At 51.2% G+C, this 21537-nt stretch carries 18 protein-coding genes and 2 riboswitches; of the genes, 12 read left to right on the top strand and 6 right to left on the bottom strand.

All coding sequences use genetic code 11. From position 1 onward, the window contains the following. The gene (locus EDM59_RS10900; RefSeq protein WP_122923623.1) at positions 1-1524 is read right to left on the bottom strand and encodes a spore germination protein; all 1524 of its coding nucleotides are present in this window, start codon (positions 1522-1524) and stop codon (positions 1-3) included. Then, complete coding sequence (locus EDM59_RS10895; protein WP_122923622.1) at positions 1511-2599, bottom strand: GerAB/ArcD/ProY family transporter; 1089 nt, start codon at positions 2597-2599, stop codon at positions 1511-1513. The genes EDM59_RS10900 and EDM59_RS10895 overlap by 14 nt, the downstream gene beginning before the upstream one ends. Before the next feature lie 201 nt (positions 2600-2800). Here EDM59_RS10895 and EDM59_RS10890 point away from each other — a divergent pair, with 201 nt between their 5' ends. Genes EDM59_RS10890 through EDM59_RS10880 form a run of 3 tightly spaced genes read left to right on the top strand, consistent with a single transcriptional unit; the run spans position 2801 to position 6509 of the window. Beyond that, the gene (locus tag EDM59_RS10890; protein WP_425455955.1) at positions 2801-4300 is read left to right on the top strand and encodes a spore germination protein; all 1500 of its coding nucleotides are present in this window, start codon (positions 2801-2803) and stop codon (positions 4298-4300) included. Continuing rightward, positions 4297-5397, top strand: a complete 1101-nt coding sequence (locus EDM59_RS10885) for a GerAB/ArcD/ProY family transporter (protein WP_122923621.1) — start codon at positions 4297-4299, stop codon at positions 5395-5397. The genes EDM59_RS10890 and EDM59_RS10885 overlap by 4 nt, the downstream gene beginning before the upstream one ends. Further along, positions 5394-6509, top strand: a complete 1116-nt coding sequence (locus tag EDM59_RS10880) for a Ger(x)C family spore germination protein (RefSeq protein WP_122923620.1) — start codon at positions 5394-5396, stop codon at positions 6507-6509. Before EDM59_RS10885 ends, EDM59_RS10880 begins: the two co-directional genes overlap by 4 nt. Before the next feature lie 58 nt (positions 6510-6567). Here EDM59_RS10880 and EDM59_RS10875 read toward each other — a convergent pair whose 3' ends face one another. Genes EDM59_RS10875 through EDM59_RS10860 form a run of 4 tightly spaced genes read right to left on the bottom strand, consistent with a single transcriptional unit; the run spans position 6568 to position 9639 of the window. Beyond that, entirely contained in the window at positions 6568-7080 is a 513-nt protein-coding gene (locus EDM59_RS10875; RefSeq protein WP_122923619.1) for a 1,2-dihydroxy-3-keto-5-methylthiopentene dioxygenase, read from the bottom strand. A gap of 13 nt (positions 7081-7093) precedes the next feature. Next, positions 7094-7750, bottom strand: a complete 657-nt coding sequence (locus tag EDM59_RS10870) for a methylthioribulose 1-phosphate dehydratase (protein ID WP_122923618.1) — start codon at positions 7748-7750, stop codon at positions 7094-7096. Positions 7751-7753: 3 nt separating this feature from the next. Next, positions 7754-8428 carry a 2-hydroxy-3-keto-5-methylthiopentenyl-1-phosphate phosphatase gene (locus EDM59_RS10865; RefSeq protein ID WP_122923617.1) on the bottom strand — a complete coding sequence of 225 codons (675 nt, stop codon included), beginning with the start codon at positions 8426-8428 and terminating at the stop codon, positions 7754-7756. After that, positions 8425-9639, bottom strand: coding sequence for a 2,3-diketo-5-methylthiopentyl-1-phosphate enolase (locus tag EDM59_RS10860; protein WP_122923616.1), 1215 nt, complete (start codon positions 9637-9639; stop codon positions 8425-8427). The genes EDM59_RS10865 and EDM59_RS10860 overlap by 4 nt, the downstream gene beginning before the upstream one ends. A gap of 158 nt (positions 9640-9797) precedes the next feature. Continuing rightward, a riboswitch (SAM riboswitch) is annotated at positions 9798-9902 on the bottom strand. Between the two features lie 207 nt (positions 9903-10109). After that, positions 10110-10254, top strand: a riboswitch (SAM riboswitch). A 216-nt stretch (positions 10255-10470) separates the two neighbouring features. Between EDM59_RS10860 and mtnK the strand changes: the two genes are divergently transcribed. The 9 genes from mtnK (at position 10471) to EDM59_RS31040 (ending at position 21533) form a co-directional block, all read left to right on the top strand. Further along, positions 10471-11700, top strand: a complete 1230-nt coding sequence (mtnK, locus tag EDM59_RS10855) for an S-methyl-5-thioribose kinase (RefSeq protein WP_122923615.1) — start codon at positions 10471-10473, stop codon at positions 11698-11700. Further along, complete coding sequence (mtnA, locus tag EDM59_RS10850) at positions 11697-12737, top strand: S-methyl-5-thioribose-1-phosphate isomerase (RefSeq protein ID WP_122923614.1); 1041 nt, start codon at positions 11697-11699, stop codon at positions 12735-12737. The genes mtnK and mtnA overlap by 4 nt, the downstream gene beginning before the upstream one ends. Positions 12738-12950: 213 nt before the next feature. Continuing rightward, entirely contained in the window at positions 12951-14591 is a 1641-nt protein-coding gene (locus tag EDM59_RS10845) for an ABC transporter substrate-binding protein (RefSeq protein ID WP_122923613.1), read from the top strand. Positions 14592-14614: 23 nt separating this feature from the next. Continuing rightward, positions 14615-15094, top strand: coding sequence for an OsmC family protein (locus tag EDM59_RS10840; protein WP_246011002.1), 480 nt, complete (start codon positions 14615-14617; stop codon positions 15092-15094). Positions 15095-15335: 241 nt separating this feature from the next. After that, complete coding sequence (locus EDM59_RS10835) at positions 15336-15899, top strand: GNAT family N-acetyltransferase (RefSeq protein ID WP_122923612.1); 564 nt, start codon at positions 15336-15338, stop codon at positions 15897-15899. Between the two features lie 240 nt (positions 15900-16139). After that, positions 16140-17882, top strand: coding sequence for an ABC transporter ATP-binding protein (locus tag EDM59_RS10830; protein WP_122923799.1), 1743 nt, complete (start codon positions 16140-16142; stop codon positions 17880-17882). A 21-nt stretch (positions 17883-17903) separates the two neighbouring features. Continuing rightward, the gene (locus EDM59_RS10825; RefSeq protein ID WP_122923611.1) at positions 17904-20000 is read left to right on the top strand and encodes an ABC transporter ATP-binding protein; all 2097 of its coding nucleotides are present in this window, start codon (positions 17904-17906) and stop codon (positions 19998-20000) included. A 41-nt stretch (positions 20001-20041) separates the two neighbouring features. Beyond that, positions 20042-21220: an MFS transporter gene (locus EDM59_RS10820; protein WP_122923610.1), complete on the top strand. Its 1179-nt coding sequence runs from the start codon at positions 20042-20044 to the stop codon at positions 21218-21220. 175 nt (positions 21221-21395) lie between these two features. After that, positions 21396-21533, top strand: a complete 138-nt coding sequence (locus tag EDM59_RS31040; protein WP_175530573.1) for a hypothetical protein — start codon at positions 21396-21398, stop codon at positions 21531-21533. Positions 21534-21537 lie beyond the last annotated feature (4 nt).

Genomic DNA, 21537 nt, shown 5'->3' with positions numbered 1-21537 from the left:
CTATTCCTGCACCTCGTTTCGAGCAGGATCATCCAGCATTTGGGGGCGGCTTTCTACCTTGCGCCAGGGAGTACGAAATAGCATTCGCAGCAGGTCGGACCAGTAGGTTGGGGTGATCGGGCTCAAATAATACAAGCCAAAGGAACGCTTGTTGACGAAGTACAGAACGGTCCCCAGAAGAGCCATCATGTAGCCAAACATGCCGAGCAGCGAACAAATAAGCAGAATGATGATCCTCAGGATGCTGATTGTACCAACGACATGCTGATTCGTCAGGGTAAAGGTAGCCATGACGGAGAGAGCGACGATCACTAGGCTTCCCGATGAAGTCAGTCCTGCAGAAATCGCTGCCTGACCGACAATGAGCCCGCCGACAACAGAGAGTGTTTGCCCGATCGCAAGCGGCAGGCGCAGCCCTGCTTCTTTAAACAGATCAAACAAGAGCACCATCAGCAGTACTTCCAGAGCAGCTGGCAGAGGAACGCCTTGGCGCGACATGATGATCGTCGCGATGAGCGTATAGGGGAGCTGGTCGTGGTGGTAGGTGACGAGCGCTACCCAGAAGCCAGGCAAGAACAAGGCCATGACTACGCTCACCATGCGAATGATGCGAACAAATACGACCGTAAATACGGAGGTATTCGTATCCTCTGCGGCGTTTAGCAGCATGGAGAAGTTGACGGGCCCGACCAGCGCACTGGGAGAGCCGTCGATTAACAAGGCAAACCGGCCCTTGAGCAAGGCCGCGCATACGTAATCCGGTCTGCCTGTGTACTGGTATTCCGGCAAAAGCGTAAAAGGGGTGCTTGACAGCTGTTCCTCCGCTTGAAGCCCGCTGATAATTCCTTTGCTGTGCAGCGAGTCGATCTTGTCTTTGATTTCCTCTAAGAGCAGTGGGTCGATTTGATCCTTGAGATATAAAAGTCCGACACAGGTATGCGTATGGGTACCGATGATATACGGAACATACTTCAGCTGATACGTCTTCAAACGCTTGCGGATCAAGGCGAGATTGGTGCTGACTTCTTCCGTAAAGCCGTCGCGCGGACCGCGTATGGATACGTCGGAATTCGGTTCCTCAGGCTCGCGTTTGGGGGCATTGCCGGTCTCAATATAGTAGACAGCTTGGAGATTCTCAAAGAACAAAAGCAAATTTCCCGAGAAGACCTGTCTGACGATCAAGTCAATATTGGTAGGAGAAGTGAGCTTGGTCATGAAAAACAGATGGTGCTCCTCGAGATCCTCGGCTGTCTGGATAGGTATCGTTGAAAATAGCTCTGTCAGTTGTGGCATGAGGTATTCGCTGATGTTATCCAGATCGCATAGACAGCTGGCATAAAGGAGGTGCAGGCGAATATCGGGTGCCGAGGGCAGAAGGACATCTTCTTCGATGACAACATCGTAGCAGTCATCAAACAAATCTTTGAATGCAAAAAGGGAGAGCTCGTCTATATCTGTGGGATCCTTTTGTCCCGAAACAGCTGGAGAGAGACCTTTCACCTTTTGAAACCTAGGATTCTTCATGATGTTTCCTCCTGTGAGCAAGGGCTGTCAGAAAAGCGAGCACGATGGAAAGAAACAAGGCGATCATGAATAGAGAGGGCAGAAAATAAGAAGAAAGCAGACGATAAAACAGGATGTCACTCAACGGAAGCACAGAAATAACGGTAGAGAGGCTGAATAGGCCGAAGAGCCACCATTTGCGTCGTGAACCTTGAGGGATCATAAGCAATTCGACAATCAGGTAGTGAAAGAGCGACACTCGGATAAACGCACCGCTGAACCACTGAAAGATGCTGAGGAAATCCAAATGCTCGATATACAGTCCGATATTGGCCAGTCTCCACTCTTCGTATGCGGGATAGCGCAGTTTCGCAGCTTCCATGGGCCCAAACTCCACAACGGCGCCAATGGTAGGACCCAGTGTTAGTCCGATCATCGTAACTCCGAGCAGAATGATCTGCAGATAAGAAATTTTGCTCTTCAAATGGTGCTGCAGAAGAAGAAATAAAATCATTTCAGCAAAGCCGCTTCCCGCGTAGAGCATGCCTTGTGACACCGGAGAGAAGCCATTTTCCATGATCGGCAAAAGGAAGCTGTAATCCTTGTGCTGGAAATTGGTGGTCATGACGAAAAAGCCCAAAAGGACCACTACCGGCAGAAGGATGCTGGACATCATGGCAATGGACCGAATGCCCAGTAAGGCGTTCACTAGACAGAGGCTCCCAAAAATAATGGAGTGGACAAAAATGGGTGTCTCCGGAGCAAATGACAGGCTAATCCACGTTACCGTATCCTCCATCGTCACGGTGGCATTCAAAAAGCAATAGAGCGAGAGCAAGAGAGCAATCGGCACGTACACGACCGATCCAAATCGGTCCTTTATCCAACGTAGAAGGTGATCCTTCTGCGTTTTTTGATAGACAAAATAGAGGATTCCGATCCAGAGCAGATAAAGCGCTCCTGACAGAAGGACAGAAATCCAAGCGTCTCTTTTGGCCGCATCTAGCATCATAGGGATGACAATGACATGATTCATAAGACCGTTAGAGAGCATGAGGATGACGACCACTTGTGCGAAAGAAAAACCGTTTTTCATAAGTCTCCTCGGTACCTGTTCATTTCCCTGACAGTATTTGCTTTGTCAAGAAAACTATGCAAGATCACCGTGAAGGAAGCACATGCGGAATGCATATTATTGGGAAAAAACACCCACGATAACGAGAGCAAATCCAAATATCGCGAGGATCGTGGATACATGAGTCTGAAAGGATGGCTGGGCAGAAAACGGGCATTGGCTATGTTGGGAAAACGTCCAATCACGGGCCCGATCCAACCGATCTCTGACCAATTGGACGAGAATATTGCCATGCTCCAAACGATTTTTACATTGACCCCCGACTTAGTCATTCGTACGTTTGATACGGATTTCGTAGAGGGACGAGTAGCGCTTGTTTACTTGTCGGGTCTCGTTGACAAGAACTCGATTAACAACAACATGCTGCGCCCCCTGCTGAGTACGCCGTCAAAAGCGGATACAAGCGTGCTGGATCTTATATCTGTAGGTGCTATATCAAATGCCTATGATTTGGAGACAGTGGAAGCTGAGATTCTACATGGGAGTAGCGTTCTGCTGATCGAAGGGCGAGCAGAGGCCTGTGTAGTTGAGTCGCATGGCTGGCCACAGCGGGCAGTGGAAGACCCGCAGTTGGAAGCGTCATTAAAAGGGGCACACCAAGGCTTTGTCGAGACGGACATACAGAATATCGCGCTGATTAGGCGCTATCTCCCCAATCGAGAGCTGAAAATCAAACAGCTACGCGTAGGAGAGCGGGGAAAAACCAAAGTATCCATCATGTACATGGAGGACATCGTCAGCCTGGATGTCCTACAAGAAATGGAGGATCGCATCAAGCTGCTCAACATCGATGCGATCATCAATACGGGGGAATTGGCTGAGCTGATCGAGGACAATCCTTTTTCTCCTTTTCCACAGCTTGTAACCACAGAAAGACCAGACTCCGCTGCGTCTCATTTGTTGCAAGGGCGAATTGTTGTTGTCGTAGACCGTTCCCCGAGTGTTTTAGTCGGCCCTGCCACATTTGCCTCTTTTTTTCAAACGGTCGACGATTACAGCACAAGATGGCCTGTGGCAACCTTTATTCGCCTGCTGCGGTATCTGGCTTTTTTGGTCGCCACTTTCTTGCCTGCCATCTATATTGCACTTGTTTCCTTCAACTACGAGGTTATACCCATCGACTTGATTTTGTCTGTGGGGGAGTCCAGAGAGCGTGTCCCTTTTCCGCCATTGCTGGAGGCGATGCTGATGGAGCTGACGCTGGAAATGCTCAGGGAAGCGGGAGTGCGGCTGCCGGCACCGATAGGCCAGACAGTCGGAATTGTCGGCGGTATTGTAATCGGTCAGGCAGTTGTACAAGCAGGGATCGTCAGCAACATTATGGTAATTGTCGTTGCGTTTACAGCGATCGCTTCGTTTATCATCCCGAACTACGATATGGCATCGGCGCTGCGGCTGCTGCGATTTGTGATGATGGGGCTGGCAGGGATGTTTGGGATCGTGGGGATCGTAATTGGCTTGATGACGATGATTGGACATTTGGTCTCTTTGGAGTCTTTGGGTGTTCCCTACGGAAGTCCGCTGGCTCCCGTACGTTTTTCTGACTGGAAGGACCTGTTTGTAAGGCTGCCGATCTGGAATATGAAAAACAGGCCGTTCAGCGCGAGAGCTCGCCAAATGAAGAGACAGGGAGATAATCGTCCCCAGGGGGATGGTAAATGAAAAAGTATGCGTATAACGAAATCACCGTTATGCAGTACATCTTTTTGATACATGGTGCCCAGGTAGGAATCGGAGTCCTTACGCTGCCGAAAGATCTTGCGCTCGTTGCTGGGACAGATGGGTGGATGTCCATCGTACTCGGCTGGATGATGGCAGTGATCGTCAGCTTGATTCTGGTCAAGGCGATGAGCCGGTACCCGGAGATGACCGTCATCGAGATTTTGGAGCTGCTGATCGGGAAATGGCTGGGGAAGGCAGCAGTCGTTTTGATCGTACTTTATTGTATGCTTGCCGCCATGACGATTTTTTCTTATGCCGTCTCGCTCATCAATGTTTGGCTGCTTCCCCAAACTCCATCGTACGTCGTGGTGCTCTTGTTCATCATTCCAGCCTGTCAAGTGATCCAAAGCGGCGTACGTGTCCTTGGGCGGTACTCCGAATTGATCTTTTATCTCACGCTATGGATGCCGATCGTCCTGTTGACCATGTGGAAAAACATGCACTGGCTTCATTTGCTGCCCTTCTTAAAGGAAGGATGGAAGCCCATTGTTCAAGGGACGCCCTCGACGATCCTGTCCTTCATCGGCTTTGAGCTTGCCTTCTTTTTATATCCGTTCCTGCAAAAAAAACAGTATGCCGCTTTGGGGATCGTGACGGCAAATACCTTGTCGATGCTGGTCTATCTGTCGGTAACTCTCTTCTGCTTTGGCTTTTATAGTCCAGATGAAATCACTCAGTTCACTTGGCCGACACTTGGGTTATGGAAAATTATTGAGTTTCGCTTTCTGGAAAGAGTCGACATTCTTTTCCTGGCTTCCTATCTGTTTATTCTTTCGACGACAGGTATGCCTTATATGCTTTTCACGGTGTTTTCCACCACGCAATTGCTAGGAAAGCAAGATCACCGCAAGCATCTGTACATTTTTTTGGCGCTGATCTTGGTAGCAGCTTTTCTCTATACACCTTCGTTCAGCGATATACAGATTCTAGTTAAGCTGTGGAACAAGGTGGGCCTGGTGGTCGCTTTTGGATTTCCGATCCTGCTGTGGGCAGCTACGACGTTCATACGAAAAACACCGAAGGAGCAAAAGGCATGAGAAAGATTCTTCGCATGGGAGTGGCCCTGCTCATGCTGCTATCCTTGCCTGGCTGTACGGACCGGATTGATCTGGAGGATGCTACTCTGGCATTGATGATTGGGTTGGATCTCAGCGAGAAAAACGATTTGTTGTTTTACGTCTCCAGCCCGGTTTTCAGCAGGGAGGCACAGGAAAAGTCAGAGGAATTCGGTGCGAAGGCCCACTCCCTGAGAGAGTCAAGACAGCGGTTTGATGAACTGGTTTCCGGTGTGACTTTATCAGGAAAGGTACAGCTGTTTGTCCTCGGCAGACGTCTTTTAGATACACCGAATTGGTTTCAGCTGATGGACGTTGTTTATCGGGATGCGCGTTTTAGCGTGAATGCCCGAATGATTGTCTACGATGGCCCATTGGAAGAGCTGTTTCACATGCAATCCAAGACGAAACCGCGAATCGCCCTGCATTTGATGAAGCTGGTAGATACGGCCAACCGCAGAAACATCACCGTGAAAACAACCGTACAAGAGCTTCATCGGCAGATGTACGAGAAAGGGCTTACTCCGACGATTACAAAGCTGGACAAGGCAACAACCGTTCAGGTAGAGGGTACAGCACTGCTGACAGAGACAGGGAAATTCGCTACCGTGATATCCGGCAGGGAGACTTCTTTCTTGCAGATGCTCCTTCAAGGGAAAAACGGCGAAATCTCGATTAGCCTGCCTTATCCGGATTCCATGGGAAAAGAGAAGATCATAAAAAAGCGTGTCAGCTTCTTCGTGAAAGGGATATCCAAAAAAATCAAAACGAGCGTTGTCGATGGCAAGTTTCAATTTGATGTGGACTTGAAGCTGAGAACGTCCATATCAGAGAGGTTGTTTCCGTTCGATATGGACAAGGACTATAAAAAGATGGAAGCGATGCTGGAAAAAGAATTTCTGCGCGAGTATCAGGAGCTGTTCCAGAAGTGTCAGCAATTGAAAATCGACCCATTTGGCTTTGGGCTGTATGCCCGCGCCTATCAATACGAAGCGTGGAAAAAAGTCGAGAATGATTGGACGGAGGCTTTTTCGCAGGCCAAAATCAACTTTACCCCTCACGTAGATATCAAAGGGAATGGAAACATCAAATAGCATGAAAAAATCACCCCGGTCGATTGACACTGGGGTGATTTTTCTTTTCCGGCTTCGATTAATAGATCGCTTCCCAGCCAGCTGGAGTCACAAACAGGCGGATGGCCTTGATTTTGCGATCGTCCATCAGGGTGAAGTAGTGACGGAAGTTTGGCGGAACGGAGATGAGATCACCTGGCGAAAGCTCAACGTCGAAGTAGCGTCCGTCATTCCCTTTGATCGCGAAGATGCCGTGACCGTCTACGCAGAAGCGGCACTCGTCGTCCGTATGATGGTGCTCGCCTTTAAATTTGACCAGAAGCTCGTCGAGGTTAGGGGTCAAATCAGACAGGACGATGATGTCAGCAGTCAGGTAGCCGCGGCGCTCGCTGATTGCGTCGATCTGCGGCTTGAAGGTATCGAGGATTTCCTGTTTCTCTTCGTCAGTCGGGCTGTAGTTGTCGCGGTGCTTCGGATCCAGATTATCCAGTGCCCATTTTTCATAGATGATTTCTTGCGTATTCAGGAAGGAGATGACTTCCTCTGGAGCGCTGATGCGATCGTTGTTGTCGTGGAAACGAATTTGTGCCATTTTTAATTCCTCCTTAATTGTTGGGGGTATGGGACACGACTGCTTGTCGCAGCTGCAGCAAGCGGGCGTGGTACTCAAACAAGAATTCAAAGGCTTCCAGATGGCGTTTGGCTTCAAAGTCATTGCCGCCCCAGGCGTATATGCCATGGTTGCGAATCAGGACGCCGGGCACATCAGGAGTGATGACCTTCTCGATGGCAGCAGCGAGGGTCGGAATATCAGCAAAGTTCTCAACAATCGGAACGGTGATGCTCGCATTTTCCTCCCAGATGCCGAGACCTTTGATCAGCTCCTGGCCCTGGATGGAGAAAGCACGCTGTCCAAAGTACAGCTCAGAAATCAGGTTGTTCCACACCGTATGAACGTGGAAGCAGGCACCTGCCTGTGGGAACTTCTTGTACACTACCGCGTGGATCAATGTCTCAGCGGAAGGCTTGAGTGAGGTCTCATCAACTGGTCGGGAATCGCTGTCCACGATCAGGTAGTCTTCCGGGGAGAGCTTGGTTTTGTCCTTGCCGCTCGCTGTTACGGCAAATTGCAGCGGTTCATTGGCAACCTTGATGGAAAGGTTGCCGCTCGTACCCGGGAACCAGTCCCGGCGAGCAAATGTCAGCTTGGCGTCGTCCAAGCGGCGAAAAGCGTCCAAGCGTTGTTCAAATGTGGCAGTCATGTTTTAGCTGACCTCCTGTTGACGTTTCAAATCTTGTAGGATGGCAATCACATCATGGAATGTGGCAAACGTGCGGTGTGGCAGATTCAGCTCCTCCGCCCTCTGGGCGAGGAACGAACGGGCAATCACAAAGTCGGCGATCTTGGCACCAGCCAAATCGGTGATCGAATCTCCGATCACCACGCGGTAGTAGTCGGCAGGATCGTAGCGGCGAATGATCGTCGTTTTGCACATGCCACATCCATTGGAGCAGTGATCGTCACAGGAGTGCGGCCAGGTGATCGTGATCTTGTCGCCGGAAAAATCACTTCCGTTGCAATAGATCGGTACATCCTTCAGATCAAACGGAGCGAGGATCGGATCGACGAAGAAGTCGATGCCGCCGCTGGTCACCAGCCATTCGATTCCCTCTTCGCGGCAGAAACGGACGAAATCCGCAAAGCCAGGGCGAATCGATGCTTCGCTGACGATAAAGTCAATAATTTCTTCGCGCAGAGAGGAGGGGAGCAGCTGGAACAGCTTTCCGACCCCTTCCTGCACGCTGATTTTTTGCGAAAGGATTTGTTCGGTCAAAGCTTCCCACTCGGGTGGAGCAAACCTGCGGACAATCGCCACAATGTTGTCTTTTTCCGTGATGGTACCGTCAAAATCGCAGAAGAGAACGAGCTTTTTGCTCATCGTCCGCCACCCCACTTCGTAAGGGCCACAGCCAGCTCAGAGGAACCCTCGGCCGCTTCCTGCAGCGTTTTACCAGCGGTCACTGCCAGGGTAGCAGCAACAAAAGCTTTTGCCCCTGCAGTCGCACCGCCTGGGTGACCGTGGATTCCGCCACCTGCATTGACGATCTGGTCGAGTCCAAAGTCAGCGAACAGCTGCGGCACGAGTCCCGGATGAATACCGGCAGATGGGACTGGGAACGAACGGCGGATGCCTTCGAGAGGTGCCGTCAAGTTTTCAGCCAGCTGCAGCGCCTCGGTCTTGTTCAGCGCAACGTTTCCATATGGAGATGGGAAGAGCACCAGGTCTGCTCCAGCAATCCGCATCAGCTTCCCGAGCAGGAGCGGAGTCGCAATCCCGTAATCCGGCGATGGATAGTAAGCACCAGCCAAAGCTGGATGCGCCATGATCGGAACGTGTACATCTGGATCAGCTGCCAGGCGGTGCAAGGCGTCGAAGCCAAAAGCCAGGACATTGAACAGGAGGCAGTCGGCTCCAGCGTCAATGGCGCGCTTAGCTTTTTCATTCAGCTCGTTTACCGGACCTGTCAGGTTGGCCGCGTAGAGCACAGGCTTGCCGATTTCTTCTTCCGTTTCGATCGCGATCTGTTTAAACGCCTTGATTCTCTCGAGGAACGGAGCGCGTTCATCCGCAAAGAAAATTTCGTCATCTTTGACCAGATCTACGCCGCCCAATGCTTGTGCGCGAAACTGGGTTTTCAGATCATCAAAAGGCAATCCCAGGCAGGACTTGAAAATGCTCATCAATAGTGGACGGTTGTGGGCGTCCAGGCGATTGCGCAGCCCGTCAATGCCGTATTTTGGACCAGGGAACGTTCCCAAAAACGACTCAGGAAAGCTGACATCGACCAGCTTAATCTTGCCATCCATGGAGAGCTTCCCAAAAATGCCTGTCAACAAGGAGGGAATATCGTTGGTAAAGTTGCGAGTCGGATAGCTGACGGTAATCAGGCCGCGCGTTTCTCCGTTCTCCAAGGTTTCCAGCGGAGTTGCGCTTACTGCTTCGCCCAGATATGGCTTTAGCTCGGCTTGTTTGGCCGCAGGCAATTCCGTCCAGGAACCTACAGTCATACCGACTGCGATCGATTCTGCTTTTTGGTTCAAATCTTTGGCTTGTGTCAAATAGGTGACGAGGATACGGTGCTCACTCATTGCTAGGACTAATCCTCCTTAAAAACGGTGATGTGAGAAAATAAAAAGAGCCTCCCCAGCGATCAGGGAGGCGGTTGTCGACTATCAGAACGTCTTCGTCTCCTCTCATCTCTCGGGTTCGTAGTCGAGGCAAAGGAAAACAATATCCTAAATCTCGACTCTTATCCGTTGGAATTAGCACCGTTTCGCTTTCTAATAAACATAGAATAGCGCCGGTTGCCGGGCATCATAGGGCCAGTCCCTCAGCCAGCTCGCGATAAGAGTTATGAGGTTCACGCTAGAACAGCGTGTGCGATAGCTTTATGATAAGGCGATCAGATGCGGTAGTCAAATTATTTTTTGCCGAGTTTACACATAGGATTACAGGACAAACAAATGAGGGAAAGCATATTGCGGGGAAAAAGGGTGTTGACAGCATCAGGTAGAGGAATGTATGATTCAAACTAAATTCAAAACTGCATACGTTGGATACCTTATCCAGAGAAGGTGGAGGGACTGGCCCGATGATACCCGGCAACCGACACGACGCTTTTCAGACGTTCGAGACGACTGATGCATAGGCGACGTGCACGGTGCTAATTCCTGCAGAAACAAAAGTAGTCTGGAAGATAAGGGGGACAAGGGCACGTTTCTCTATACGTGACGATCGCGACCTCTTTTCTTCGGGAAAAGAGGTCTTTTTGTACAGTAAGAATTTATAAGATTCTTAGCCAGTATAAGTGCAACTATGGCTCCACCGCAAAGCTTGGCGAAGCCAAGTTTTCTAATATGACATCGCTTGGACCAGCCTACTGGAAATAGACAAAAATCGGCAAAGGGGAGAAAGGAATCATGGCATATCGTGCATTGACAGAACAGGAAGCAGTGGAGTACGTGAAAGCATTGCCAGGGCTTTTTACCGAGGGAGCTACGCTAGTCAGCAGTGAGATTGGCGACGGCAACCTCAATCTGGTGTTTGACATTCGAGAGGAAGCGACAGGAAAAAGCGTGATCGTGAAGCAAGCTCTTCCTTACGCTCGCGTGGTAGGGGAGTCCTGGCCACTGACGGTAGACCGTGCGCGCATCGAGAGCGAGGCACTTCGTCTCCAGCACAAATACGTACCGGATCTCGTACCGGAAGTGTATCACTTTGACCAAGAGCTGGCGTTGACCGTTATGGAAAACGTGGGTGACCATATCATCATGCGCAAAGGCTTGATCGAGGGCAATCGCTATCCGCTGTTCGCCAAGCAGATTGGGAAATTCCTCGCGCACACGCTATTCTACACATCTGATTTGGGGGCAAACCCGTACGATAAAAAAGCGCTCGTCGGAACATTCTTGAATCCGGAATTGTGCAAAATTACGGAAGATCTGGTGTTTACTGATCCTTATGAAAATGCGCCAACGAACGACTTCAATCCTTTGATTCAAAAGGAAGTCGAAGCAATCTGGGAAAACAAGCCGCTCAAGCTGGAAATCGCAAAGCTGAAATTTGACTTCCTCACCCGAGCAGAAGCGCTGCTGCACGGTGACCTGCATACAGGCAGCATCTTCATCACACCGACCAGCATGAAAGCGATCGACCCTGAGTTTGCTTACTACGGACCGATTGGCTTTGACATCGGTGCAGTCATTGCCAACCTGCTGCTCAACTACGCAGGCCAGCACGGATTGCAAAAAGACCAAGGAGAACGCGAATCGTATCGCGAATACTTGCTTGCAACGGTGGAGGATGTCTGGAATGAATTCGTCTCCCAGTTTGTGCAGCTCTGGCACAAGCAGGCAAAAGAGCGCAGCGCACATGTGGAGGGCCTGTGGCAAAGCTATGTGAACCGTCTGATCCAGGATACCGCTGGCTTTGCAGGCTGCAAAATTTTGCGCCGCGTGATCGGATTGGCTGGTGTCGCTGACTTGAACAGCATCGAGGACGTTCAAGTTCGCGCCGAAGCAGAGCGCTTGGCACTCGCTATCGGGGAAGCACTGATCCTCGGACGCAGCAATCTGGAGGAGTCTACCGACATTACGGACCTCGTCCGCACCGTGACAGCAAGATTTTATCAGGAGGCAACGACCGTATGACAACAAGTACACAACTCGCGCCAGTCAAATGGGAGGATGATGCTCTCGTCCTGCTCGACCAGACGCGCTTGCCTGTAGAAACCGTTTATTTGACACTGACTACTGCAGAAGAAGTATGGGCGTCTATTCGCCACCTGCAGGTACGCGGAGCGCCTGCGATCGGCATGGCTGCAGCCTATGGCCTGTACCTTGGTGTTCGGGGCAGCGAAGCGACTACGAGCGAAGCGTTTGCCAAGGATTTGTTGGCAACGGCAGAATATTTGGGAACGTCTCGCCCGACTGCGGTCAACCTGTTTTGGGCACTTGACCGCATCAAGGCGCGGATCCAGCAAGAAGGCGACAAGGCGATCAGCGAGCTGAAGGCGGCGGTTCTCGACGAGGCACTGGCGATCCAGCGCGAAGATGCGGAGGTATGCCGGACCATCGGGGAGCATTTGCTGACTTTGCTGCATGATGGCATGGGCATTCTCACACACTGCAATCCTGGTGCACTGGCAACAGCTGCATACGGGACGGCGACTGCGCCGTTCTATTTGGCAAAAGAGCGCGGGTGGGATCTGAAAGTATACGCGGATGAGACTCGCCCGGTTCTGCAAGGTGCTCGTCTCACAGCATTCGAGCTGCAGCAGGCAGGAATCGATGTCACGCTGATCTGTGACAACATGGCGGCGATGGTCATGGCACAAGGAAAAGTCGAAGCAGTTATCGTCGGAACAGACCGCGTGGCGGCAAACGGGGACGTGGCAAACAAGATCGGGACCTACGGCGTCGCTGTTTTGGCGAAAGCGCATGGCATTCCGTTTTACGTGGCAGCCCCACTTTCCTCGGTAGATCTGGAAACCGCAACAGGTGCGGATATTCCGATCGAGGAGCGTCCAGCCGAAGAAATTACTCACGGCTTGGGCAAACAGGTAGCTCCGGACAACATCAAAGTGTACAATCCGGCATTTGATGTGACGCCGGCCGAATACATTACGGCAATCGTGACCGAAACCGGTATTTTCAAGCCGCAGGAAATCGGCAACAGCAAAAAATAGCTTCAATAGAGAGACACCTACTTCCATGCGTGGAGGTAGGTGTTTTTGTTGCAAAGGAGTGGCGAAGCTCGGTTTGCGAATAGATAAGGAAGTGATTGACATTGCGGATATCTGTATTATAGTAGTATCAAAGGTTAAATCCGATTAATTACATATGATTAATTTGATTAAAGATAAAGATACAAATAGCAAACATACAGGGGGAAGACAGAGATGAAAAAGTTGCTACAGCCAGTAGTTGCGGTACTTGTTTCGGTAGCAGTAATGGTGAGCGGATGCTCCTCTTCCGGGGAAACAGCCAAGCCAGCTTCAACCGATCAAAAGCCAGCGGAGGAAAAAGCCAGCACCAAAATGGTCAGCATCGGTGTTTTTAATCCGCCCATCTCTTTTAATCCCTTGATCAGCTCCCGGGACTTGTCTTCGGCAGAGCTGGGTACTTTGCTGTTTGAACCCTTGATCAACCGGATCGAGCCGCTGCAATTTTTGCCGCAGCTTGCCGAGTCCTTTGATACGACAGATAAGCAAACCTATACGGTCAAGCTGAATCCGAACGCCAAGTGGACCGATGGCACTGCTGTTACAACGGAGGACGTAGCTTATACACTTGCGCTGATCGCCAACCCGAAGGTCGAATCTACGCTTGGCTCATCGATCGCTTTTCTAGAGGGAGTCGGACCAGACGGGAAGCTGCCAGAGGGACAGACGGAAATATCGGGCTTGAAGATCATCGATGCGCAAACCTTTGAGCTGCGCGCCAAAAACCCGACGGATCCGAACATGATCAAGGAGCAGTTTGGAATGAAGTTCAAGGCACTGCCCAAGCACGTTCTCAAGGGTGTGAAGCCTGAGGAGCTGGTGAAGCATCCCTTTATGCAAAACCCGAACGTAACCAACGGAGCCTTCACACTCGTGAAATATGAAAAGGATCAGTACGTCGAATTCGCAGCGAACAAAGCGTATTACCGCGGCGCTCCTAAGCTGGACAAAATTTTCGTGAAGATCATGCCGGGAACAAACCTGGTGGCCCAGCTGCAAAGCGGAGAGATCGATATGAATTACGGACTCGGCATCGGTAATGTGCCGGATCAGGACTATGAGCTGCTGGGGAAAAATGAGAATCTTCGTACAAAGCTGGAGCCGCAGGTAGGGATCCAGGCGATGATGTTGAATACAAAAACCATTGAAAATGTGAAGGTACGCCAGGCCATCGCCCATGCTATCAACCGTCAGCTGATCGTGGATAACCTGATGAAGGGCAACGCGGAGATCTTCGATGGTCTGTACCCGTCCCTGAGCGCCTACCAAAATAAAAGCCTGCAGCCGATCCCGTTCGACACGGAAAAGGCAAAGAGCTTGCTGCAAGAGGCAGGCTGGGATAGCAATAGAGAGCTTACCTTTGTCGTCCCGACAGGCAATCAGATCCGGGAGCAGTCCGCTCAGATCATCGCCGAAAATTTGAAGGCGGTAGGGATCAAAGCGAAAATTACGAAGTACGATTTCGCGACCGTCAGCCAGAAGCTGCGCAAGCATGAGTTTGACCTGGCATTATCGGGCTTGTACATGAATATTGATCCGGATTCGTCTGCTTATTACCACAGCGAGGGCCTGAGCAACTCTTCTGCCTACGCCAACCCGGAAGTAGACAAACTGCTGGAGCAAGGAAAAGCAGAGGCGGATGAGAAACGCAGAAAAGAAATCTACGATCAAGTTCAGACAATCGTGCAGCAGGATGTTCCGCTTCTGACGCTCTATTACAACCCGGCGTTGGTCGCGATCAATAAACGCGTTATCAAAGGAGAACCACGTCTTTTCGGAACCACCTATGATGTGCAGGAGTGGGACGTGAAAGAATAGGAGAAGAGGGGGAGCGGATCAACATGGCAGCAACGGCGAAAAAACAGATGAGTGTACGTACGCAGTGGAAAGGAAAGCTTCAGTTTGAGGCGACAGGACCGAGCGGGCATCCCCTGCTGATGGATTCCAGTGTGGCGCTGGGAGGAGAGGGGGCGGGCAACAGCCCGTTGGAGCTGATCCTCGTTGGCTTGACCGGATGCATGGGAATCGGTGTGACCAAGCTGCTGGAAAAAATGAGACAGTCACCCGAGTCGATCGAAATCGTGGCGGATGGCATCCGGGGAGAGGAAGTTCCGCACGCCATTACGGAAATTCACCTCACCTTTCACGTAACGGGAGAGGTAGCGCCTTCCCGGATCTGGCAGGCGGTGAAGCTGGAAGCCGAGCAGTACTGCCCGGTGGCTGCTTCCTTGAAAGCAGCGATCATCCCGCATGTCTTTATTAATGGAAGTGAAATTCCGGAGCCGCAAAGCACGGAGCAAGAGGAACTGCCAAAGGCATAAGAGACAAATGAAGAAGAAGCGGCTATCGTAGACTTGTCGATAAAGTCTGAGATAGCCGCTTTTTATTGCGACCACTTCTTTTCAAAGCGGGGAAAAGGAATGTCAGGTTTTTGTTGTTATAGGAGTCTTTATCATATGCACACGCAGAATCTTGCCAAACGAATGGCCCTGTCTCATAATCGAGCGTAAGAACAAAAGGCAGAATCGACCGAATAAAGAGACAGACTAGGAGGGGAAGCGTATGAGACGAATTCGTATGACAGAGGATGCGGTGCTCAGACAACTGGAATTGGCAGATGCTGAGGAGATGTTTTGGCTGACAGATACCAATCGTCCCTACTTACGGGAATGGCTGCCATGGCTGGATTATACCAAGCGCGTCGATGATACGGCGCAGTTTATCCAGATGACGATCAACCAGCACAACAACAATCAAGGAACACACTATGGCATCTGGTACAAAGGACGCTTGGCGGGGACGTTGGGTGTTCATAATATCGACTGGATCAATAAAAAGACAACGCTTGGCTACTGGCTGGGTGCACAATACCAAGGAAACGGCTTAATGACGACGGCAGTTGCCGCTTATACGGATCAGCTCGTTTTCACCTCGTGGGGTCTGGAAAAAATCACGATCATGGCCGCTACCGAAAACTACAAAAGCAGATCCATTCCAGAAAGGCTGGGGTTTCAGCTGGAGGGCGTTCTGCGTAGAAACGAGTATTTGTACGATCATTTCGTCGATCATGCGGTCTACAGCTTGCTGCGCTCTGAATGGAAGAATCTTGCCCAGAAAAAAAGCTAGATTGACAAGGAAAATTCAGTAAATTAGGATGGAGAAAGGAAGAGGGGTTGCCGTAAAAGCAGCCCCCTTTTTTCTACGTGTAGGAATTTATAAGCGCAATGCTTATGAATTCTGGAGCGCATGGAAACTTTCCGCTAAAACGCGGTCGCTCCTCCTTGAACAGGCCTCGATAGAGGTTTTCTTACGTAGCGGAAGTAGAGGCAATCGATGCAGAGGTTGCATGCGAAAGAGGTGAAAGACGTGCGGACACTGCGGCAATTATCTTGGTTTTTCAAGACTCATTGGAAGCGATATGCATTCGGTATCGCCTTTTTGTTTCTGATTGACATTCTTGTTCTCCTGCCGCCGCGATTGATCGGAAATACGGTGGACTCCATCCGGAACAGTACGTTGACCAGCGCTGAACTGACGAAAACAGTCTTCATCTTACTGGGACTTGGCGTCTTGCTGTACGGGATGCGCTACATGTGGCGGTATCTTTTGAATGGCGGGGCGTTAATTTTGGAAAAGACATTGCGGGAGAGGCTCTTCTCGCATCTGACCCGAATGACACCTTCTTTTTACAACCGAAAGCGGAGCGGTGACCTGATGGCGGTAGCCACCAACGACATACCCAATATTGAGCAGACTGCGAGTACGGGCGTGCTGACGCTGGTAGATTCGCTGTTTATGACGCTTTTGACACTCGTTGTGATGCTGACCGCCATCGACTGGAAGCTCACGCTGGCAGCCTTGATTCCGATGCCTTTTTTGGCTTGGTCGACTGCTTATTACGGCAGGCTTTTGCATGAGCGCTTTTACCTGGCGCAGGAAGCATTTGGTGAAATGAATGACCACGTCCAGCAGGCAGTTTCCGGAGTACGGGTACTGCGTGCTTTTGTTCAGGAGAAAGCGGACGTGGAAGCCTATCGCCGTGTGAGCGAAAAAACGCTGGAACGAAACGTGAGCGTCTCGCGGATCGACGCCTTGTTCGAGCCGACCATCGCCATCATAATTGGCTTCAGCTTTTTGATCGGGTTGGGCTATGGAACGTATCTCGTCATTACCAGTGCCATTTCCCTCGGGGACTTGGTGGCGTTTAATTTGTACCTGGGGCTTTTGATCTGGCCGATGTTTGCCTTTGGCTGGCTGATCAATGTGCTGCAGCGTGGGGGAGCATCCATGAAGCGTCTGTCGGAGCTGTTCGTGGAGGAGCCCGACGTCGCGGAGCAGGAGCACCCGGTTACCTCGGTAGTGTCCAATACCGTCGAGGCACGCCATTTTTCCTTTTCCTACCCAGGGACGGATAAACCAGCACTGCGTGACGTGACTTTCACGCTCTGGGAAGGTGAGACACTCGGCATTGTCGGACGCACAGGCAGTGGGAAGTCGACGCTTTGCCGCTCGCTCCTGCATCAATATCAGATGCAAGCAGGCTCGCTGTTCATCGGCGGAGTACCGATAGAGTCCATGTCTTTGTCTGCCCTGCGGGAGAAGATCGGCTATGTACCCCAGGAGCATTTGCTCTTTTCGCGCAGTATTGCGGCAAACGTGGCGTTTGGCAAACCAGGGGCTACGCAAGAGGAGCTGCTGAATGCGCTGAAGCTAGCGGAAATGGGAAGCGACCTGTTGCAGTTCAGAGACGGCGTGGAAACGATGGTCGGGGAAAAGGGAGTGACGCTATCTGGCGGGCAAAAACAGCGAATCTCCATTGCCAGAGCTTTGCTATTGAATGCAGATATTTTGATTTTGGATGATTCCCTGTCGGCAGTCGATGCGCGAACAGAAGAAAGCATCCTGCGCCACTTGCGTCAGGAGAGAGCCGGTAAAACAACCATCATCACGGCGCACAGACTCTCTGCGGTTCAGCATGCTCAGCTCATTCTCGTGCTGGACGAGGGGCGAATCATCGAAAGAGGTACCCACGAAGAGCTGATGCAAATAAACGGCTGGTATGCAGAGCAGTTCAGACGTCAGCAGATGGAGCAGGATGTCGCCGGTTAGGGACAGGGAGGAGAGCCGTTCATGAGCGGGCAAAAGGTAGGGAAACGGCTGGTTGATTTTGCGAAACCGTTTCGAAAACAGATTTTCGGTGCGCTGCTTTTGCTCTTGCTTGGCACCAGTGCAGAGCTGGCGGGCCCATTTTTGGCGAAGGTGCTGATCGACAATCACATTCTCGCGATACAAAAGCCTTGGTATGAATACGGAGAGCCTCCAAAGGCCGCTGCGAATGTAGCGGTTTCGGTGGACGGCAAGTACTACGTACGGCAGGATTTGCTCCAAGAGGCAGGTGTGAGCCCGCAAGCTACACAGGCGAAACCGGTGAGCATTCTGGCGGAAGGAACCACCTATTATCTCGTGCATGGGGCAGTGAACCCCAATGCGGAGAAGCAGATTGCCTCTTTCCCTGCAGATAATGGGCGTGAACGAGTAGAAGTCGTCACAAACGATGGAACAGAAGGTACGGGCACGACTCTGACAGGGGTTCGTCTGACAGCAGAGGAAGTAAAGGCGATGTATCAAAGCGAGCTTTCGCCGATTATTTGGCTGTCTGTAAGCTACGGCGTGCTCATTTTGCTCTCGGCCGGGTTTAACTACGTTCAGATTTTAGCGCTGCAAACGATCGCGCAGCGCATCATTCAGCAGATGCGGATGAAGCTGTTCATCCATTTGCAAAAGCTGCCGGTTTCCTTTTTTGACAAGACGCCGGTAGGTTCGCTCGTCTCCCGTGTCAGCAATGATACCGAGGCGATTCGCGAGCTGTACGTCAGCGTGCTGGCTACCTTTGTACAAAACGGCATCTACTTGGTCGGGATTCTCGTGGCGCTTTACATTTTGCAGCCCGAGCTTGCCTTTATCAGCTTTTTGACCGTGCCTGTGCTGGTGGTGCTTGTCATGGTCTACCACAAATACAGCTCCCGCTATTACGCGATTATCCGTGCAAGGCTCAGTGACATGAATGCGACGATTAACGAGATGATCCAGAATATGGCGATTGTTCAAGCGTTCCGACGGGAAAAAGGCGTCCAGCAGGAGTTTGCTGAAGTGAACGAAGAGTATTTCAAGGTGAAGCTGAAGGAAAACAATATCGAGTCGCTGCTGCTCAGACCTGCCGTCGATCTGATTTGGAAGGTAACACTGACACTAATCGTCTGGTATTACGGCTCGACCTCGTTTCACAGCGCCATTTCCTTTGGTGCCTTGTTCGCTTTCGTCGATTACATGGGACGATTCTTCGAGCCTATCAATATGATCATGAACCGACTCTCGCAGCTACAGCAAGCTACGATCTCGGCAAAACGTGTATTCGACATCCTCGATACGGAGCAGGAGACACAAAAAGGAACGCCCAATCAGCCCATTGAACGACCAAAAGGAGAGGTCGTCTTTGATCAAGTATCGTTTGCCTACACCGGGGGCGAATACGTGCTGAAGAATGTCTCGTTCACGGCGAAGCCTGGACAGACGATTGCTTTGGTTGGCCATACGGGCTCGGGGAAAAGCTCGTTGATGAACCTGCTGCTCGGTTTTTATGCCGTCACGAAAGGCAAGATTTTGATCGATGGCAAGGATATGAGCGAGATTGATACGCAGGCCTTGCGACAGCATGTGGGACTGGTGCTGCAGGACCCGTTTTTATTTACGGGCAGCATCGGCTTTAATATTCGCATGTACAACGAGGCCATCACAGACGAGGTCGTTCGAAATGCAGCGGAGGCTGTGCGTGCCGACGAGTTTATCCGTCAGCTTCCGGGCGGGTATGACGAGCCAGTGGTAGAACGAGGCATGACCCTCTCGGCAGGTCAGCGTCAGCTCATCTCCTTTGCCCGGGCATTGGCAGCCGATCCAGCTATTTTGATCCTGGATGAGGCGACGGCGAGCATCGACAGCGAGACCGAGTCAGCGATTCAGGAGGCCTTGCATGTCCTGTCGCGCGGACGTACGACTTTTATCATCGCGCACCGCCTGTCGACGATCCAGCATGCGGATCAGATCCTGGTGCTGTCTCGAGGAGAGGTCGTCGAACGGGGAACGCATGAAGAGCTGATGGCACAGGATGGCTTGTATCAAAAAATGTACCAGCTACAGCTGGGCCATGCTTCCGTTACAATGAAGGGATAAGGAATGGAGAGCGAATATAGATAGAGAGGAGATCAACACCGATGTCAGCCTCGCGATACACCTTTTGGGTGTTGATTTTAGTGGTAGCGATCGCTGGATTGAGCCAGGGATTATCGATTCCACTACTGGCAGTATTGCTAGAACAACAGGGCATCTCTTCCCTGGTAAACGGGCTCAATGCAGCTGCCCTGTATATCGGGATGGTTTTGATTTCGCCATTCATGGAGATTCCGCTACGAAAGCTTGGCTATCGTACAACGATTATTTGTGGTCTGGTCTTGGTGACCATAGCGACTGCGCTGATCCCGCTTTTTTCTCACTTGGCGGTTTGGTTTGTGCTTCGCCTTCTGATGGGGGTAGGCGACTCTGCCTTGCATTATTCCAGCCAAATGTGGGTTACGAAAATATCTTCCCCGGAAACGCGTGGACGCGATCTCTCGGCTTATGGATTGGCGTACGGGGTAGGCTTCAGTGCAGGACCTCTGGGCTTGAATCTGCTGCCGCTTGGACTGTGGGTGCCGTTTGGCATGCTGCTCATCTTGTACGCGGTCGGTTTTTTCCTGCTCGCTCGGATGAAGAACGATTATCCGGAAGTGATTGTCCAGACGGAAAAGAAGGAAAACAAATACGCAACCGTATTGCGGATCGGCTGGCTGGCCTTGATTCCATCCTTTTTATACGGGTTTATGGAGACATCCCTGAACGGCAGCTTTCCGGTTTACGCATTGCGCACGGGTATTTCCCTCGAGTGGGTATCGATTATCCTTCCATCCTTTGTCGTGGGAAGTATCTTGCTGCAAATGCCGCTTGGGACGCTGAGCGATCGACTGGGTCGCAAACGAGTCATGACCGCCTGTGCCATCATCGGGGGAATTGCCTTTTTCCTGTTCCCGTTGTCGGGCGAAAACGTATGGCTCATGATGCTGCTGCTCGCCATCGCAGGAGCGGCTGTGGGGTCCTTTTATTCGCTGGGTCTGGCTTTTGCCGCTGACATTTTGCCGGCTTCCATGGTACCGACCGCAGGGATCATCGCAGCGATCAACTTTGGCACAGCAAGCATCCTCGCTCCCAATGTGAATGGTGTCTTGATGGAATGGTGGGAGCCGTGGACGATATTCTGGCTGATGGGAGCCTCTTTGCTGGTGTTTGCTGCTGCTTGTCTGGCGGCCCGCCGAGGCACATCACAGAAGCAGCAGGTTCCATTGCCACTGGAAAAGTAAAGGAACACGGTAAGACGGCGTCTTTCTCACGGAGGAAGGCGCCTTTTTTGTAGCAGAAGCTCGTACTATTGAAAAAAATAGCAGAAAAAAGGAGAAGAAAGAATAAACGGGCACAGGGGTGGGAAGCGTAAGAATAGGAATAGTAAGATCGCAAAGTTTGGAAGGGGTTGACCCGATGCTTACTCCGTCTGTTTTTAAGCGGGGTCTCGTTTGGATCTTGTTTTTCGTGATCAGTCTGGTGCTTATTCCGTTCTTTTCCGATGACAGCCCGACGCCGCCCGCTCCTGCTGCCACCAAAGTAACGGTGCAATAGACAA

The organism is Brevibacillus nitrificans (assembly GCF_003710965.1).
Taxonomy (GTDB): Bacteria; Bacillota; Bacilli; order Brevibacillales; family Brevibacillaceae; genus Brevibacillus; species Brevibacillus centrosporus.
Note: the sequence above shows the minus strand (reverse complement) of the source record. Positions and strands in the feature narration are given on the sequence as shown.